Source organism: Streptomyces sp. NPDC127114 (genome assembly GCF_042677525.1).
Classification (GTDB): domain Bacteria; phylum Actinomycetota; class Actinomycetes; order Streptomycetales; family Streptomycetaceae; genus Streptomyces.
The window spans coordinates 85,855-102,182 of sequence record NZ_JBHXTJ010000016.1 but is presented as its reverse complement, the minus strand read 5'-3'; the positions used below and the strand labels follow the sequence as shown (position 1 = coordinate 102,182).

The following is a 16,328-nucleotide window of genomic DNA, read 5'->3' as shown; positions in this document are numbered from 1 at the left end:
TCGTCCCACCGGCCGACCCATCGAGGGCATGTCGAGGGCCGAACGGGTGCAGACCGCCTGCGTGTGCCGGGGCGGGAGTGGCACCATGCGTGTCAGGCGGTGCGGTTCCGCACCGGTCGAGGGGACGATTCACATGAGTGCACCTGGCGCCGGGCAGACGCCGTCCGGTCCCGTACCGCTGACCCGCGCCGGCGGCGCAGCCGCCGGACGTGCCGTCGGGCGCCCGCCCGTGCAGCGGACCGCCGGACCCGACCTGCCGGACCGGCCCGAGCCGGACCTCGCCGCGCTGCGGCTGCCCGAGTTGCGGGCGCTGCGCCGTGACGCGCAGGGCGACGAGGCCGACCTCAGCTACGTCCGGCGGATGCTGCAGGGGCGGATCGACATCCTGCGGGCCGAGCTGGCACGGCGGACCGACCCGGAGGCGCCGGTCCTGGACCGGCTGTCGGAGATCCTCGCGGACACGCCGTCCCGGCCCGGGGCGGTGGCGCGTTCGGCGCGGCACGTGACGCTGTCGACGCCGCGCGGCGAGGAGTACCGGCGGCTCGCGGCCGAGATGCTGTCGGAGGTCGAGCTGTCGGACCTGACGGCCCGTACGGACGAGGAGCTGCACGCGGCGATGGGGCGGCTCGCGGGCTACGAGCAGCAGGTCTCGCGCCGTCGGCAGCAGCTCCAGCGGACCGCCGACGACTGCAGCGCGGAGATCGCCCGCCGCTACCGCGAGGGCGAGGCACAGGTCGACGACCTGCTGGCATGAGGTGGTGGGGCGTGGTGCGGTGCCGGCCGCCGAGGGGCCGCGTCGGCGCCCCGCGCCTGCCTGTGGCTCTCGCGCCCCCCGCGCCTGCCGGCGGCCCTTCTCCGCCCCGTCCGCGCCCGCGGAAAGTCGCGTGCGGGCCGCGCTCGCTCGCGCATAGCCTCGAAGGATGAGCCTTGAGGTGCGCGCGATCGACGAGTCGGAGTTCCCCGAATGGCTGCGGGTCAGGCGGGTGGGCTTCCTCAGGCCTCCCGTGGCGGTGGCGGACGAGGAGGTCGCGGACAGGCTGCCGCACACCGATCTCTCCCGGACGTACGGCGCCTTCGAGCGCGGCCGGATGGTCGCCACCTTCCAGTCGTACGGCCAGCGGCTGAGCACGGTGGGCGGCGCGGACCTGGCGGCCGACGCGGTCACCGGCGTCACGGTCGCCCCGACGCACCGCAGGCGCGGGCTGCTCAGCCGGATGATGGCCGACGACCTGGCGCTCGCGAAGGAGCGGGGCGACGCGTGCGCGACGCTGATCGCCGCCGAGTACCCGATCTACGGGCGGTACGGCTTCGGCGCGGCCAGCTGGATCACCGAGTGGGCGATCGACGTGACGCGCTCCGGGTTCGACCGCCGCTGGTCGGGGCCGACCGCGGAGGACGGCGGCGGGCGCATCGACTTCTCCGACGGCGCCGAGATCCGCAAGGAGGGCCCGGCGCTGCACCGCGCGCTCGCCGTGCAGCGGGCCGGGATCACGGACCGTACGGCCCGGGCATGGGACGTCGGTACGGGCAACGCGTACGCCTCCGACCCCTGGCACGAGCCGTTCTACGCCGTCTACCGCTCCGAGTCCGGGGACGTCGAGGGCTATGTCGCGTACACGGCGGACGACCGGTGGAACGACAACAAGCAGCCGGTGAACACGGCGAGCGTGCGCGACCTCATCGCCGTCACCCCGGCCGCCGAGCGCGCGCTGTGGCGTTACGTCTGCTCGGTCGACTGGATCACCCGTGTGAAGACCGGCTACCGCGCACCGGACGACATCGTGCCGCTGCTGCTGCCCGACCCGCGCGCCGCAGCGGTCCTGACGCACGCGGACATGGTCTGGATGCGGGTCCTGGACGTGCCGAAGGTGCTGGAACCGCGCACGTACGCGACGGAGGGCAGCCTGGTCCTGGACGTGAAGGACGCGGCCGGGTTCGCGGGCGGGCGTTTCCGGCTCGACGCCTCGCCGGAGGGCGGCGCCTGCGTGCCGGCCGACGCCTCGCCCGACCTCGTCCTGGACGTGGCCGACCTGGCGACGCTGGCCCTCGGTGACGAGTCGGCCGTACGGCTCGCCGCGCTCGGCCGGATCGACGAGTCCGTCGCCGGGGCGGCGGCGAGGGCGGACCTGCTGCTGCGGACCTCACGGCGACCGTGGAGCATGGACATCTTCTGATCGAGAGCATGGGCGACATGCGGGGCGTCCTCGGCGTGGTGGGCGTGTGGAGCATGCGGTGCCTGAGGAGGGCGTGGGTTTCGTGAGCGGGCTGCGGGAGCTGAAGAAGGAGCGGACGCGGCAGACGCTCTCCGAGGTGGCCATCGGGCTCTTCCTGGAGAAGGGCTTCGACGCGGTGTCGGTCGCGGAGGTCGCCGCGGCGGCGGAGGTGTCGAAGCCGACGCTGTTCCGCTACTTCCCCGCCAAGGAGGACCTGGCGCTGTACCGGTTCGCCGACCACGAGGACGAGCCGGCCCGGGTGGTGGCCGCCGCGCGGGAGGCCGGCGTCGCGCCGCTCGACGCGCTGCGCGACCACGTGCTCGCGGGCCTGGCCCGGCGCGACCCGGTGACGGGTCTCAACGACGCGCCGGGCGTCCTCGCGTTCCTGCGCCTCCTGTACGGCACGCCCGCGCTGGTCGCCCGCATGTCGGAGTACCAGGGCCGCTCGGAGGCGGCGCTGGCGGAGGCGCTGGCGGCCGCGCCGGCCGGTGCGCCGGCGGACGCCGCGGCCCGTCCGCGTGGCGGTGGCGACCCGTTGGTGGCGCGGCTGGCCGCGGCACAGATCGTGGCGGTGCTGCGGGTCCTCGCGCACGAGAACGTACGGCGGATCACGGCGGGGGAGAAGGTCGAGGAGCTGTTGCCGGAGGCGGAGGCGGCGACGCGGGACGCGTTCCGGCGGCTGGCGGAGGGCCTGCCGTACGGAGGGAGCGATGTGACTTCGTAAAAAATGTAACCGAGTAACGTTTTCGTCTATCCTGGGGTTCATGAAGCCGCAGTCGCTCCGCCATGACCTCGACCAGGAACGCGCACACCACGACGCCTGCCGCGCCGCCCTCGCCCGCATGACCGAGGACGTCGAGGAACAGGTCGTCGTCGGCGAGGACACCGCCGCCTCCGGGGCCGACGCCGAGGCGCTCGGATACCACCTGCGCAGCCGCGCCAAGGTCTTCCGCGAGATGCCGCCGGGCCCGCTGTTCTTCGGCCGCCTCGACCGCGAGGACGGGCAGGTCCACCACATCGGCCGCCGCCGGATCGCCGAGCACCCGTCCGCCCCGCCGCTCGTCGTCGACTGGCGGGCGCCCGTCTCCCGCGCGTACTACCAGGCGGGGCCGCAGGACCCGCAGGGCGTCGTCCGGCGCCGCCGGTTCGGCTGGGCCCCGGGCAGTCTCGGCGCGACCGAGGACCTGACCGCGATGGAGGACGAGCGGCTGACGGGCGGACCGCCGGCGGAGGAGGGCGGGGGCTCCGCGGCCGGGGATTCCGGCGTGAGCGGGATCCTCGCCGGAGAGATCGAGCGGCCGCGCGTCGGCCCCATGCGGGACATCGCCGCGACCCTCCAGCCCGAGCAGGACGACCTCGTGCGCTCCGGGCCCGCCGACTCCCTCTGCGTGCAGGGCGCGCCCGGCACCGGCAAGACCGCCGTCGGCCTGCACCGGGCCGCGTACCTCCTCTACACCCACCCGCAGCGCCTCCAGCGCTCCGGACTCCTCGTCCTCGGCCCCAACCGCACCTTCCTCTCCTACATCTCCGAGGTGCTGCCCGCCCTCGGCGAGACCGGAGTGCGCCAGTCGACGGTCGCCGAGGAGATCGCCCGGCACGAGGTGCGCGCCGAGGACGGCGAGGCCGCGGCCCGGATCAAGCACGACCCGCGGATGGCCGAGGTGCTCCGCCGGGCCCTGTACGCGCGGGTCGACCCGTCGCCCGCCGAGGACCTGGCCGTGCCCGACGGCTCCTACCGCTGGCGCGTGCCCGCCGGTGAACTCGCCGCGATCGTCGCCGACGTACGGAAGGAGGCCCCGCCCTACGCGATCGGCCGCGAACGGGTACGGGCCCGGATCGTCCGCTCCCTCCAGCTCCAGGCCGAGCGGCGCGCCGGGCCGCAGGGCGCCGCCTGGGTGCGCCGGATCGAGCGGGCCCGGCCGGTGTCGGCGGCGGTGGAGGCCTGCTGGCCGAAGGTCACTCCGGAGGAGGTGCTCGCCGCCTTCCTCACTGACCCGGACGCCTTCCTCACCGGCCCGGGGGCCACCGGCCCCGCCGCCCCCGCTCCCGGTGACGAGCTGCTGACGGCGGCGGAGCGGGCGGCCGTCCGCTGGGCCACGCCCCCGCGTTCGTACCGCAGTGCCCGCTGGAGTGCCGCCGACCTCGTCCTCCTCGACGAGCTGGCCGGGCTGATCGAGCGGCCCGAGGGATACGGGCATCTCGTCGTCGACGAGGCCCAGGACCTCTCGCCCATGGAGTGCCGGGCCATCGCGCGCCGCGCGGACTTCGGCTCCCTGACCGTGCTCGGCGACCTGGCCCAGGGAACCACGCCGTGGGCGGCGCGCGACTGGCGCGAGCAGCTGGCGCACCTGGGCAAGCCGGACGCGGCGGTGGTGCCGCTGACCACCGGGTACCGGGTTCCGGCCGCCGTCGTGGACCTCGCCAACCGGCTCCTGCCGGACCTCGGAGCCGGAGTGCCGGCCGGGCGTTCGCTGCGCGCGGGCGGCGCGGTGGGCGTGCGCCGGGTGGCGGACCTCGTGGAGGGCGCGGCCGATGCGGTGCGGGCGGCGCTGGCGGAGGAGGGCTCGGTGGGCGTGATCGCGGCGGACGCGCTGGCCGGCCGGCTGCGGGAGTCGGGCATCGAGTGCCTGGACGGCGCCGACGGCTCCAGCGAAGCCGACGGCTCCGACGGCGCGAGCAGGTCCGGCGGGTCCGGCGGGTCCGGGGAGTCCGGCCAGCCCGGCCAGTTCGGGGGGTCGGGCGGGTCCGGGGAGTCCGGCCGTCACGGTGGTCATGTCGGCGGCCGGGTCTCCGTCGTGCCCGCCTCCCTCGCCAAGGGCCTGGAGTACGACCATGTCGTGGTCGTCGAGCCCGCGGCGATCGTGGCGGCCGAGCCGCGCGGCCTGCACCGGCTGTACGTCGTGCTGACGCGGGCGGTGTCCCGGCTCGACCTGGTGCACCGCGAGCCGCTGCCGCCCGCGCTCACGCGGTGAGGGCGACCTGGGGCCTGCGCTGCTCGCTGTCCGGCCCCTGGGGCGCCGCCTTACTCGGCGTACGGAGCAGGGCGAAGGCGACCGCGAAGGCGGCGACGAGGAGCCCGGCGCCGACGGCGAAGGCGAGGTGGTAGCCGCCGGTCAGGGCTTCGGCGGCGGGCCTGCCCGCCGCGGTGAGGGACTCGGTGCGGGCGGCGGCCAGGGTGGAGAGCACGGCGACGCCGACGGCCATGCCGATCTGCTGGGTCGTGTTGAACAGGCCGGAGGCGAGGCCCGCGTCCTCCTCCCTCGCGCCCGACATGGCGAGCGAGGTCAGGGCGGGCAGCGCGAGGCCGAACCCGGCGGCGAGCAGCATCACGGGCAGCAGGTCGACGGCGTACGAGGCGCGCACCGGGACCCGGGCGAGCAGGCCGAGCACGCCGACGAGGAGTACGAGGCCGGTGAGCAGGACGTTCCGCTCGCCGAAACGGGCGATGAGGCGGGCCGAGAGGCCGAGCGAGACGGCGCCGATGACCGCTGCGGCGGGCAGCATCGCGAGGCCGGTCTCGGCGGCGCCGTATCCGAGGACCTTCTGGAGGTGGAGCGCGACCAGGATCTGGAAGGAGAACAACGCGGCGACCATCAGCATCTGGACCAGGTTGGCCCCGGCGACGGCTCGGGAGCGCAGGATCCGCAGCGGCATCAGGGGCTGGGCGGCGGTGGCCTGGCGGACCAGGAAGCCGGCGAGGAGGGCGAGCGCGAGGGCGCCCAGGCCGAGGGTGTGCGCCGAACCGGCCCCGTACTCCTCGATCTTGACGACCGCGTAGATGCCGGTCGTCAGGCCGGAGGTGACGAGCAGGGCGCCGATGACGTCCGCGCCGCCGCGGGTCTGTGCCGGGCGGTCGGCGGGGAGGGCGGGGAGCGCGAGGAGGAGTGCGGCGGCTCCGATGGGGAGGTTGATGAAGAAGATCCAGTTCCAGGTGAGGGCGTCGGTGAGGAGACCGCCGGCGACCTGGCCGATGGAGGCACCGGCGGCGCCGGTGAAGCTGAAGACGGCGATCGCCTTGGCGCGTTCGCGGGGTTCGGTGAAGAGCGTGACGAGGATGCCGAGACTGACGGCGGAGGCCATCGCGCTGCCGACGCCCTGGAGGAAGCGGGCGGCGATCAGGAGGCCGGGGGAGCCGGCGATCCCGGCGAGCAGCGAGGCCGCGGTGAAGACGGCGGTCCCGGCGAGGAACATCCGCTTCCGTCCGAGGAGGTCGCCGAGGCGGCCGGAGAGGAGGAGCAGGGCGCCGAAGGCGATGAGGTAGGCGTTGACGACCCAGCTCAGGCCGACGGGGGTGAAGCCGAGGTCGGCCTGGATGGCGGGCATGGCGACGGTGACGATGCTGCCGTCGAGGACGGTCATCAGCATGGCGGTGGCGAGGACGCCGAGGGCGGTCCAGCGGGAGGTACGCATGGCGGTTCTCCTGTCGAGTGGGCGACAGGTAGGACGCTAGCAGATAGTTTTGTTGCAGACCATCTATCTCGGTCTCACTTGGTGGACTGGCGTGCCCTCCGCGCGGTGCGCGCACCCTCGGCGGGCGTCTCCAGATGCCCGGTGACCAGTCGGTTCAGCGCACGGACCAGGGCTTCGCGCTCGGCGTCCGGCAGCGAGCCGAGGGCGCTCGCGTGCACCTCGTCGACGATCTTCTGGCTGCGGGCGGCGACGTTCGCGCCCTCCTCGGTCACCGCGATGATCCGCGCCCGCCGGTCGCTGCTCGACGGCCGCCGTTCGGCGAGGCCCGCCTTCTCCAGGGCGTCCACGGTGACCACCATCGTGGTCTTGTCCATGTCGCCGATCTCGGCGAGCTGGGCCTGCGTCCGCTCCTCCTCCAGGGCGTGGACGAGCACGCAGTGCATACGGGCGGTCAGTCCGATCTCGGCGAGCCGGGCGGCCATCTGCGTGCGCAGCACATGACCGGAGTGGTCGAGGAGGTAGGAGAGGTCGGGTTCGGTGCGGGCGGGCGCCATGGCAGTCATGCGGCCAGGGTAACGAGAACGGTTCCGTTGCGGACGATCGGCGAACGGACGAAGCGTGGCCCCGGCGGGGCCGCCGGTGGCAGTCTGGGGTGATGCGGTTCCTGATCTTCCTCGACGTGGACGGACCTCTGGTCCCGTTCGGCGGGCCGGGCCCCTACCCGGCCCACGCCCCGGAACCGCCGCCCGGCGCCCACCCGCTGCTCCACCGCGTGGACCCGGCCCACGGCTCCCGGCTGACGGCCCTCGCGGCGCTCGGTGGCGAGCTCGTCTGGGCCACGACCTGGGGCGAGGAGGCGAACGAGGTGCTCACACCGCGCCTCGGACTGCCGCCGCTTCCGGTGGTGGCCTGGCCGGACGACGATGACGCCGCGGCCGGGGCAGTGTCCGACGGCGTGTCCGTGTCCGTGTCCGACGCCGTGGCCGCGGCCGGCGCCGGGGCGGGGCTCCACTGGAAGACCCGCCCGCTGGCCGCCTGGGCGGCGGGACGCCCGTACGTCTGGCTCGACGACGAGATCACCCCGGCCGACCGCACCTGGGCCCGCATCCACCACCCCGCACCCGCGTTGCTGCGCCGCGTGGATCCGCGTACGGGCCTCACGGAGGCGGACTACGCGGCGGTCGCGGCCTGGGCGGGTGGACGCGGCCCGGGGGTGAGGTGACCGCGGCGCGGGGTGATGGGGTGAGCGCGGCCTGGGGGTGAGCCGACCGCGGCGAACGCGAGCGCGGTCGGCGCGGAGTGCGGGCTAGCCGCGCGGCTGGTTGAAGCGCAGCATGTTGCCCGCCGGGTCGCGGAAGGCGCAGTCGCGGACGCCGTAGGGCTGGTCCATGGGCTCCTGGAGGACCTCGCCGCCGGCCGCGCGGACGCGCTCGAAGGTGGCGTCCACGTCGTCGGTGCGGAAGATGACGCCGCGCAGCATGCCCTTGGCGAGGAGTTCGGCGGCGGCCTGGCGGTCGGCGGCCGGGGCGTTCGGGTCGGCCAGCGGGGGCTCGAGGACGATCTCGACGTCCGGCTGGGTCGGCGAACCGACGGTCACCCACCGCATGCCTTCGAAGGAGACGTCGTTGCGGACCTCCAGTCCGAGGGCGTCGCGGTAGAAGGCGAGCGCCTTGTCGTGGTCGTCGACGGCGATGAAGCACTGCGCGAGGTTGATGGTGGTGTTCATGGCCCCGACGCTACGAGGCCGGGGCGCTTTCCGCTTCTCCGTTCCTGACCGGTTCCGTCGCGCCCGGTTCCGGCCCCCCGCCTGGTTCCGCCCCGCCGGGTTCCGTCGTGCCCCGTTCCGCGGCCGGGGTCCCGGCCCTGCCGCCTCCGGCCCGCGTCGGGCGGGTCAGGAACTTCGCCACGCACGCGGGAATCGGCTCGCCCGCCTCGTGGTTGCGCGCCCGGTACGCGGACGGGCTCTCCCCGACCAGCTCCGTGAAGCGCGTGCTGAACGAGCCCAGCGACGTACAGCCCACCGCGAAGCAGACCTCCGTCACACTCAGGTCGCCGCGCCGCAGCAGCGTCTTGGCCCGCTCGATGCGGCGGGTCATGAGGTAGCTGTACGGGGTCTCCCCGTACGCGGCGCGGAAGCTGCGCTGGAAATGGCCCGCCGACATGAGCGCGGCCCGGGCGAGGGCCGGGACGTCCAGCGGCTCCGCGTAGTCGCGGTCGATCATGTCCCGCGCGCGGCGCAGTCGTACGAGGTCGTCGAGGGTCGGCGGCGTCACGGATCCAGCATGGCACGGCCCGCCCACGCCGCGGCCGGTTGTCCACAGGCGATCCGGTTGTCCACAGGTGAGCAGGAATCGAGAAGCAGCGCCGTGCCGCCCCGCCTAGCCTGGCTTCCAGGACAGCAGCGCAGGGATCGCAGGGAGAGATGTCAGCCATGAGCAAGTCGCACGCCGCCGACAGCCACGACATGATCCGCGTGCACGGGGCGCGCGAGAACAATCTCAAGGACGTCAGCATCGAGCTCCCCAAGCGCCGGCTGACCGTCTTCACCGGAGTGTCCGGCTCCGGCAAGAGCTCCCTCGTCTTCGACACGATCGCCGCCGAGTCGCAGCGGCTGATCAACGAGACGTACAGCGCGTTCGTGCAGGGCTTCATGCCGTCCCTCGCCCGCCCCGACGTCGACGTGCTCGACGGTCTCACGACGGCGATCACGGTCGACCAGCAGCGGATGGGCGGCGACCCGCGCTCGACCGTCGGCACCGCGACCGACGCCAACGCGATGCTGCGCATCCTCTTCAGCCGGCTCGGCAAGCCGTACATCGGCGGTCCCAAGGCCTTCTCCTTCAACGTCGCCTCCGTCAGCGGCGCCGGCGCGGTCTCCTACGAGAAGGGTGGGAGGACCGTGAAGGAGCGGCGCTCCTTCAGCGTCACCGGCGGCATGTGTCCGCGCTGCGAGGGCCGGGGCACGGTCTCCGACATCGACCTGACCGCCCTGTACGACGACTCCAAGTCGCTCGCCGAGGGCGCGCTGACCATCCCCGGCTACACGATGGACGGCTGGTACGGCCGGATCTTCAGCGGCAGCGGCTACTTCGACATGGACAAGCCGATCCGCCGCTACACCAAGCGCGAGCTCTCCGACCTGCTCCACCGCGAGCCGACCAAGATCAAGGTCGAGGGCATCAACCTCACCTACGAGGGCCTGATCCCCAAGCTCCAGAAGTCGATGCTGTCGAAGGACGTCGACTCCCTCCAGCCGCACGTCCGCGCCTTCGTCGAGCGCGCCGTCACCTTCACCACCTGCCCCGACTGCGACGGCACCCGGCTCAACGAGGGCGCCCGCTCCTCGAAGATCGGCAAGGTGAGCATCGCCGACGCCTGCGCGATGCAGATCAGCGACCTGGCGGAGTGGGTGCGCGGCATCGACGAACCGTCGGTCGCGCCGCTGCTCGCCACGCTCCGGCAGACCCTCGACTCGTTCGTGGAGATCGGCCTCGGCTATCTGGCGCTCGACCGGCCCTCCGGCACCCTGTCCGGCGGCGAGGCACAGCGCGTCAAGATGATCCGCCACCTCGGTTCCTCGCTCACCGACGTCACGTACGTCTTCGACGAGCCGACCACCGGTCTGCACCCGCACGACATCCGGCGCATGAACGACCTGCTGCTGCGACTGCGCGACAAGGGCAACACGGTCCTGGTCGTGGAGCACAAGCCGGAGACGATCGCGGTCGCCGACCACGTCGTCGACCTCGGCCCGGGCGCCGGTGCGGCGGGCGGCAGCGTGTGCTTCGAGGGGACCGTCGCGGGGCTGCGGAAGAGCGGCACCGTCACGGGCCGGCACTTCGGCGACCGGGCCTCGATCAAGGAGTCGGTGCGCAAGCCCACCGGCACCCTGGAGATCCGCGGCGCGAAGACGAACAACCTCCAGGACGTCGACGTCGACATCCCGCTCGGCGTGCTCACCGTCGTCACCGGCGTCGCCGGCTCAGGCAAGAGCTCGCTGGTGCACGGGTCGATCCCGGCGGGCGCGGGCGTGGTCTCCGTCGACCAGGCCGCGATCCGCGGCTCGCGGCGCAGCAACCCGGCGACGTACACCGGTCTGCTCGACCCGATCCGGAAGGCCTTCGCCAAGGCCAACGGCGTGAAGCCGGCCCTGTTCAGCGCCAACTCGGAGGGCGCCTGCCCGACCTGCAACGGCGCCGGGGTGGTCTACACGGACCTGGCGATGATGGCCGGGGTCGCCACGGTCTGCGAGGAGTGCGAGGGCCGGCGGTTCCAGGCCGCGGTGCTGGACTACCACTTCGGCGGCCGGAACATCGCAGAGGTGCTGGCGATGTCCGTGCAGGAGGCAGAGCAGTTCTTCGGCGCGGGCGAGGCGCGCACGCCCGCCGCGCACCGCATCCTGGAGCGGCTCGCCGACGTCGGCCTCGGCTACCTGAGCCTCGGTCAGCCGCTCACGACGCTGTCCGGCGGCGAGCGGCAGCGGCTCAAGCTGGCGACGCACATGGGCGACAAGGGCGGGGTGTACGTGCTCGACGAGCCGACCGCGGGGCTGCACCTGGCGGACGTCGAGCAGCTGCTCGGGCTCCTCGACCGGCTGGTCGACTCGGGCAAGTCGGTGATCGTCGTCGAGCACCACCAGGCCGTGATGGCGCACGCCGACTGGATCGTCGACCTCGGCCCGGGAGCCGGCCACGACGGCGGCCGGATCGTCTTCGAGGGCACGCCCGCCGACCTGGTCGCGGCCCGCTCGACCCTCACGGGGGAGCACCTCGCGGAGTACGTCGGCGCGTGAGACACCCGCGGAGCCGCCCGCGCGAGGCGCTGCCGGCGCAGTGTCGTGGAGGTCCCCATCCCGGTGGCCGCCGCGATGCTCGCCATGCCGTCGTCGGTGGTCTCCAGGAGCTCCTCGGCGCGCCGGATCCGTTGCGCGAGCAGCCGGCGCAGCGGGGTGGTGCCGGTCACCGCGCGGAAGCGGCGGGCGAGCTGACGGCTGCTCATCCCGGCCCGTCGGGCCAGGTCCTCGACGGTCAGCGGCCGGTCGAGCCGGGGACCACGGTGCGGGCGTCGCGGAGCCGGTCGCACCCCGGTTCAGCCTTGAGCCGGTCCTCGGGGGCCGAGGAAATGGCGGACGTCGTCCGTGAGGGCCGACAGCTGCTCGCCGGACATGTCTGTCGTCTCCGTCGTGTCCGGTGCCGCCATGCGGGGAACGCCAGGTCGTGTGACGGAACTATTGCAAGCGGCTGCTTGCAATAGTTAGCACCAGCTGGCATGGTCGGAGCATGGCTTCACTCAACGTCGGCAATCTTGGCGAGTACCTCCGTGAGCAGCGGCGCACCGCGCAGTTGTCACTGCGGCAGCTCGCCGAGGCCGCGGGGGTGTCGAATCCGTATCTGAGTCAGATCGAGCGAGGGCTGCGCAAGCCCAGCGCCGAGGTGTTGCAGCAGGTCGCGAAGGCGCTGCGGATCTCCGCCGAGACGCTGTACGTGCGGGCCGGAATCCTCGACGAGAAGGAGCGGGAGGAGCTGGAGACGCGCGCCGTCATCCTGGCCGATCCCTCGATCAACGAGCGGCAGAAGCAGGTGCTGCTGCAGATCTACGACTCCTTCCGCAAGGAGAACGCCGCCGAGCAGGCGCAGCCCACCGACGTGTAGAACCTCCGGGAGGACCACGACCATGGCCATCATCGACGAACTCCGCACGCCCCTCTACTTCGCCGCCGGCACCGCCGACCTCGCCGTCCGGCAGGCCAGGAAGGTGCCCGGCCTGATCGAGCAGCTCGCCGCCGAGGCGCCCGGCCGGATCGAGGCCGTGAAGAACACGGACCCGAAGGCGGTGCAGGAGAAGGCGCAGGCCAAGTTCGCCGAGTTCGTCGGCGGCATCGACACCGACCTGAAGAAGCTGGGCGAGCAGGCCCAGGACCTGGCGCTCCGCGGCGTCGGCGTCGCCGCCGAGTACGCGGTCAAGGCCCGCGAGAAGTACGAGGAGCTCGCCGCGCAGGGCGAGGAGGCCGTCCGGGCCTGGCGGGGCGAGGCCGCCGAGGAGATCACCGAGATCGCCGTCGTCGTCGAGCCCGAGCCGGAGCGCGAGCGCGAGCCGGAGGCGAAGAAGGCCGAGTCCTCCGCCACCGAGTCCTCCGCCGCCGACGACTCCTCGGACGGGGCACCCAAGCCCGCCGCCGGCCGCAAGACCACCACCCGCAAGGCGCCCGCCAAGAAGGCCGCGGCCTCCGAAGGCGCCGAGAAGTAGGGCACGGCGGACTAAGCCGTACGGCGGTCCGGGCACCAATCCCGGTGTCCCGAGCGTTGTAACGGGTACCTTGGCCGCGAGGCGCTCCACCCACACACCTAGGCGGTGCTCAGCATGTTGGCGAACGGCTTCGACTCGATCCTGTCCCTGGTGACCTTCCTGGTCTTCACCGGCTTCGCCGTCGCCGCGTTCGTCTTCGCCGCCACGGCGCGCGAGGACGCGTATCGAGCGGCCGACAAGCAGACCAAGAAGTTCTGGCTGATCCTGCTCGGCATCAACCTCGTCCTGAACCTGCTCCTGCCCATGCTGTTCCTGCAGATCGCCGGGCTCATCGCCGCCATCGTCTTCATGGTCGACGTCCGCCCCGCGCTCCGGCAGGTGTCCGGCGGCGGCAGGCGCGGCGGCTCCAGCAGCGACGGCCCGTACGGCCCGTACAACGGCGGCCGGTAGGGGCACGGAGAACGGCAGCCGGCAGAGCCGGAGGCCGGCGGAGGCCGGCAGACGACACCGCGGCGACAAGGCCCGGGCCTACGCCCGGGTCTTGTCCCGTTCCAGGGCCAGGACCGCCACGTCGTCCGTCAGCTCGCCGCCGTTCAGCGACCGCACCTCCGTCACCGCCGCGTCGAGCAGTTCCTCGCCGCGCAGGCCCGAGGCCAGCTGCCGGTTGATCATCTCGAGCATCCCGTCCTGGCCGAGCCGCGGCGAGCCGGGGCCCGCCGAGCGGCCCTCGATCAGGCCGTCGGTGTACATCAGGAGGCTCCACGAACCGCCCAGCTCCACCTGCCGGCGGGGCCAGCGGGCGCGCGGCAGCAGGCCGAGGGCCGGGCCGCCGTCCTCGTACGGCAGCAGCTCGGCCGCCCGCCCGTGCCGGGCGATCAGCGGCGTGGGGTGGCCGGCCAGGCACAGGCCGGCCCGGCGGCCGTCGGCCGAGATGTCGACGGTGCACAGGGTCGCGAAGATCTCGTCGTTCTCGCGCTCGTGCTCCAGGACCTGCTGGAGCGTCGAGAGCAGCTCGTCCCCGCACAGGCCCGCGAAGGTCAGCGCCCGCCAGGCGATCCGCAGCTCCACGCCGAGCGCGGCCTCGTCGGGGCCGTGGCCGCAGACGTCGCCGATCATCGCGTGCACCGTGCCGTCGGGCGTGCGCACCGTGTCGTAGAAGTCGCCGCCGAGCAGCGCCCGGGACCGGCCGGGCCGGTAGCGGGCGGCGAACCGCAGGTCGGAGCCCTCCAGGAGCGGCGTGGGCAGCAGCCCGCGCTCCAGCCGCGCGTTCTCCTGGGCGCGCAGCCGCGACTCGGCCAGCTTGATCTTCACGACGTCGTTGCGCTTGCGCTCGACCGCGTAACGGATGGCGCGGCTGAGCAGCCGCCCGTCGAGCTCCTCCCGGAAGAGGTGGTCCTGCGCACCGACCCGTACCGCCTCGGCCGCGAGCTCGGCGTCCGCGGACGCGGCGAGCGCGAGCACGGCGTGGCGCGGCGCGAGCCGCAGGATGTGCTGGAGCGGCGCGAGCGGCTCGTCCTCGGCCCCGCGGGGGGCGGGCAGGGCGAGGTCGACGAGGACGCAGTGGACGTCGTCGGTGAGCAGCCGCTCGGCCTCGGTGAGGTTGCGGGCGGTACGGATACGGACCCGGGTCCCGGCCGCGTCGAGCAGCTCGGGTACGGCGAGGGCGCCGGCCGGGTCGTCCTCGACGACCAGGAGCGTGAGGTCGTGGGCGTGGGCGGTGCCGGGCGTTCCGGGTGCCGCGGGAGAATCGATTCTCTGACGCGGTACGGGTACGGGCATCGGTATGGGTTTCCTTCCCTCCCCCCGAGGGCCGGGGACCGACCATAGCGGTACCTCGTGGCGCAGCGGAATGGCGATCACGCTGTGAACCGGCACGGCGGTATGGCATATGCCACGGATGGGGAGGTAGTCGCCGTCAGAAGGCCACCACGACGGCGCGCGAAGGCCTCCGGACGATGAGAAACGTCACTTGTGACCTGTCACTCCGGTCGGGTCCGACCACTCCGGTTGGTCACTCCGGGCGCTGCGGTCACTCCGGGCGGACGACTCCCAGGATCTCCATCGAGCCCGCGCCGGCGATCGTCACGTCCCGCCCGGGCCGCGGCGCGTGCACGATCGCCCCGTTGCCCACGTACATCCCGATGTGACTGGCGTCCTTGTAATAGACGATCAGGTCGCCGGGCCGCATGTCCTTGATGTCCACGTGCGGGAGGAGCCGCCACTGTTCCTGCGAGGTGCGCGGGATCGGGCGGCCGGCCGCCGCCCAGGCCGACTGGGTGAGGCCGGAGCAGTCGTACGAGGCAGGGCCCTCGGCTCCCCACACGTACGGCTTGCCGATCTGCGCCGTCGCGAACTCCACCGCCCGCTTGCCCGCGGGCGTCGCCTTCTCGCTCAGGCCCTTGAGTACTCCGGAGTTGACCCAGGCGGTCTGCGCCTTGTACTGCGCCTGCTCCTCCAGGCGCAGCAGCCGGGCCCGCTCCTCGGCGGCGAGCTGTGACTCCAGCTTCTTCGCGGCCTCGATCTTGTCGTTGATCTCCTGCTTCGCCTTGGCCTGCTTGAGCCGGTTGTCCTCCAGCTTCTTCCAGTTGAGGCTGGCGTCCTTCGCGTACGTGGTCAACTGGGCCTGGGTGCTCGTCATTTCGGCGAGCAGGTCCTTGGTGGCCTTCTGGCCCTCCTTGAGCCGGCCCGCGTTGTCGAGGAAGAGCTGAGGGTCGTTCGTGAGGACCAGCTGGGCGCCGTCGGGCAGTCCGCCGTTGCGGTACTGCGCGCGGGCCGCCGCGCCCGCCCGCGCCTTGAGGTCGTCGATCTTCTCCTGGCCGGCCACGATCATCCGGGCCAGCTTCACGATCTCGTCGGACTGCTCCTTGGCCTTCTCCTCGGCCAGGTTGTACGCGTCGGTGGCCCGTGCGGCCTGCCGGTAGAGGTCGTCGATCTCCTTGCGGACCTCTTCGAGGGTCTTCTTCGGCTGCGCCGGCGGCCCGGGCGGGAGCGGGGCCGCGGCGGCCTGGAGGGTGAGAGCGGGCGAGGCAAGCACCGTCAGGGCGCAGACCACGGTGAGCGTGGCGATGGCGTGGCGGCGTCGGTTCACAGGCTCCCCCTCAAGACACCCGGTCATGCGTATGTACGTTCCGAATCTGATTTACCGTCAGTAACTTGGTCGTGACCTTGGCGATAGTGCCATGCGAAACCCGAAAGCAACAGGGGAAAGCGGGGCCTGTCGGGTCACTTCCCCCCACGGGGGACGAGCGTTCGGCCGCTCGCGTTCCCCGAGCGGGAGAAAACAAGGGGGAGTTCAGGGAAAGTTCAGAGAAGTCCGGGGAAGGGTTGGGGTTCAGGCCCGGGGTCAGGTCGGGGGTCGGACCCGGGATCAGGACCGAGGGTCGGGGTCGGCCCGGGATCAGGACCGAGGGTCGGGGTCGGACCCGGGGTCCGGCCCGGGTCTCCCGCTGGCCCGCACCC

15 protein-coding genes and 1 pseudogene are annotated in these 16,328 nt (G+C 73.1%); 9 read left to right on the top strand and 7 right to left on the bottom strand.

Annotated features, from left to right (window positions below; genetic code table 11):
• Positions 1–133 precede the first annotated feature (133 nt).
• From ACFVGS_RS18625 to ACFVGS_RS18610, 4 genes are all read left to right on the top strand, one after another.
• Complete coding sequence (locus tag ACFVGS_RS18625) at positions 134–754, top strand: ABC transporter substrate-binding protein (protein WP_384410055.1); 621 nt, start codon at positions 134–136, stop codon at positions 752–754.
• A gap of 166 nt (positions 755–920) precedes the next feature.
• Entirely contained in the window at positions 921–2,174 is a 1,254-nt protein-coding gene (locus ACFVGS_RS18620; protein ID WP_384410058.1) for a GNAT family N-acetyltransferase, read from the top strand.
• A gap of 73 nt (positions 2,175–2,247) precedes the next feature.
• Positions 2,248–2,937, top strand: a complete 690-nt coding sequence (locus ACFVGS_RS18615; RefSeq protein WP_384410061.1) for a TetR family transcriptional regulator — start codon at positions 2,248–2,250, stop codon at positions 2,935–2,937.
• A gap of 40 nt (positions 2,938–2,977) precedes the next feature.
• The gene (locus tag ACFVGS_RS18610) at positions 2,978–5,185 is read left to right on the top strand and encodes a HelD family protein (protein WP_385693056.1); all 2,208 of its coding nucleotides are present in this window, start codon (positions 2,978–2,980) and stop codon (positions 5,183–5,185) included.
• Here ACFVGS_RS18610 and ACFVGS_RS18605 read toward each other — a convergent pair.
• Both ACFVGS_RS18605 and ACFVGS_RS18600 read right to left on the bottom strand, forming a co-directional pair.
• Positions 5,175–6,623: an MFS transporter gene (locus ACFVGS_RS18605; protein ID WP_385693055.1), complete on the bottom strand. Its 1,449-nt coding sequence runs from the start codon at positions 6,621–6,623 to the stop codon at positions 5,175–5,177. The two genes, ACFVGS_RS18610 and ACFVGS_RS18605, sit on opposite strands and share 11 nt — an antisense overlap.
• A gap of 74 nt (positions 6,624–6,697) precedes the next feature.
• Positions 6,698–7,186, bottom strand: a complete 489-nt coding sequence (locus ACFVGS_RS18600) for a MarR family winged helix-turn-helix transcriptional regulator (RefSeq protein WP_385693054.1) — start codon at positions 7,184–7,186, stop codon at positions 6,698–6,700.
• A 92-nt stretch (positions 7,187–7,278) separates the two neighbouring features.
• On the opposite strand from ACFVGS_RS18600, the gene ACFVGS_RS18595 reads away from it, so the two are divergent.
• The gene (locus ACFVGS_RS18595) at positions 7,279–7,845 is read left to right on the top strand and encodes an HAD domain-containing protein (protein ID WP_385693053.1); all 567 of its coding nucleotides are present in this window, start codon (positions 7,279–7,281) and stop codon (positions 7,843–7,845) included.
• Between the two features lie 84 nt (positions 7,846–7,929).
• On the opposite strand, the gene ACFVGS_RS18590 is transcribed toward ACFVGS_RS18595, so the two are convergent.
• Positions 7,930–8,349 (bottom strand): VOC family protein, encoded by a 420-nt coding sequence (locus ACFVGS_RS18590; RefSeq protein ID WP_384410078.1) that lies wholly within the window; start codon positions 8,347–8,349, stop codon positions 7,930–7,932.
• Positions 8,350–8,359: 10 nt separating this feature from the next.
• A complete protein-coding gene (locus ACFVGS_RS18585) occupies positions 8,360–8,845 on the bottom strand; it encodes a helix-turn-helix transcriptional regulator (protein ID WP_385693079.1) in 486 nt (161 codons plus the stop codon).
• A gap of 209 nt (positions 8,846–9,054) precedes the next feature.
• On the opposite strand from ACFVGS_RS18585, the gene ACFVGS_RS18580 reads away from it, so the two are divergent.
• Positions 9,055–11,415 carry an ATP-binding cassette domain-containing protein gene (locus tag ACFVGS_RS18580; protein ID WP_385693052.1) on the top strand — a complete coding sequence of 787 codons (2,361 nt, stop codon included), beginning with the start codon at positions 9,055–9,057 and terminating at the stop codon, positions 11,413–11,415.
• A 32-nt stretch (positions 11,416–11,447) separates the two neighbouring features.
• Here ACFVGS_RS18580 and ACFVGS_RS18575 read toward each other — a convergent pair.
• Positions 11,448–11,669, bottom strand: a pseudogene (locus ACFVGS_RS18575) (helix-turn-helix domain-containing protein); the annotation flags it as partial.
• Between the two features lie 233 nt (positions 11,670–11,902).
• Between ACFVGS_RS18575 and ACFVGS_RS18570 the strand changes: the two are divergent.
• From ACFVGS_RS18570 to ACFVGS_RS18560, 3 genes are all read left to right on the top strand, one after another.
• Positions 11,903–12,274, top strand: a complete 372-nt coding sequence (locus ACFVGS_RS18570) for a helix-turn-helix domain-containing protein (RefSeq protein ID WP_384410084.1) — start codon at positions 11,903–11,905, stop codon at positions 12,272–12,274.
• A 22-nt stretch (positions 12,275–12,296) separates the two neighbouring features.
• A complete protein-coding gene (locus ACFVGS_RS18565; protein ID WP_384410087.1) occupies positions 12,297–12,869 on the top strand; it encodes a hypothetical protein in 573 nt (190 codons plus the stop codon).
• Between the two features lie 114 nt (positions 12,870–12,983).
• Positions 12,984–13,319, top strand: a complete 336-nt coding sequence (locus tag ACFVGS_RS18560) for a DUF2516 family protein (protein WP_384410360.1) — start codon at positions 12,984–12,986, stop codon at positions 13,317–13,319.
• Between the two features lie 78 nt (positions 13,320–13,397).
• Here ACFVGS_RS18560 and ACFVGS_RS18555 read toward each other — a convergent pair whose 3' ends face one another.
• Together ACFVGS_RS18555 and ACFVGS_RS18550 are read right to left on the bottom strand one after the other, a co-directional pair.
• Positions 13,398–14,648, bottom strand: coding sequence for a PP2C family protein-serine/threonine phosphatase (locus ACFVGS_RS18555; protein ID WP_384410089.1), 1,251 nt, complete (start codon positions 14,646–14,648; stop codon positions 13,398–13,400).
• A 250-nt stretch (positions 14,649–14,898) separates the two neighbouring features.
• A complete protein-coding gene (locus ACFVGS_RS18550) occupies positions 14,899–15,957 on the bottom strand; it encodes a C40 family peptidase (RefSeq protein WP_384410092.1) in 1,059 nt (352 codons plus the stop codon).
• Between the last annotated feature and the right edge of the window lie 371 nt (positions 15,958–16,328).

Coding starts and splice junctions, on each gene's coding strand:
- ACFVGS_RS18625 (WP_384410055.1), top strand. CDS start 134: ATGAGTGCACCTGGCGCCGGGCAGACGCCGTCCGGTCCCGTACCGCTG.
- ACFVGS_RS18620 (WP_384410058.1), top strand. CDS start 921: ATGAGCCTTGAGGTGCGCGCGATCGACGAGTCGGAGTTCCCCGAATGG.
- ACFVGS_RS18610 (WP_385693056.1), top strand. CDS start 2,978: ATGAAGCCGCAGTCGCTCCGCCATGACCTCGACCAGGAACGCGCACAC.
- ACFVGS_RS18605 (WP_385693055.1), bottom strand. CDS start 6,623: ATGCGTACCTCCCGCTGGACCGCCCTCGGCGTCCTCGCCACCGCCATG.
- ACFVGS_RS18600 (WP_385693054.1), bottom strand. CDS start 7,186: ATGACTGCCATGGCGCCCGCCCGCACCGAACCCGACCTCTCCTACCTC.
- ACFVGS_RS18595 (WP_385693053.1), top strand. CDS start 7,279: ATGCGGTTCCTGATCTTCCTCGACGTGGACGGACCTCTGGTCCCGTTC.
- ACFVGS_RS18590 (WP_384410078.1), bottom strand. CDS start 8,349: ATGAACACCACCATCAACCTCGCGCAGTGCTTCATCGCCGTCGACGAC.
- ACFVGS_RS18585 (WP_385693079.1), bottom strand. CDS start 8,845: ATGATCGACCGCGACTACGCGGAGCCGCTGGACGTCCCGGCCCTCGCC.
- ACFVGS_RS18580 (WP_385693052.1), top strand. CDS start 9,055: ATGAGCAAGTCGCACGCCGCCGACAGCCACGACATGATCCGCGTGCAC.
- ACFVGS_RS18570 (WP_384410084.1), top strand. CDS start 11,903: ATGGCTTCACTCAACGTCGGCAATCTTGGCGAGTACCTCCGTGAGCAG.
- ACFVGS_RS18565 (WP_384410087.1), top strand. CDS start 12,297: ATGGCCATCATCGACGAACTCCGCACGCCCCTCTACTTCGCCGCCGGC.
- ACFVGS_RS18560 (WP_384410360.1), top strand. CDS start 12,984: ATGTTGGCGAACGGCTTCGACTCGATCCTGTCCCTGGTGACCTTCCTG.
- ACFVGS_RS18555 (WP_384410089.1), bottom strand. CDS start 14,648: ATGCCCGTACCCGTACCGCGTCAGAGAATCGATTCTCCCGCGGCACCC.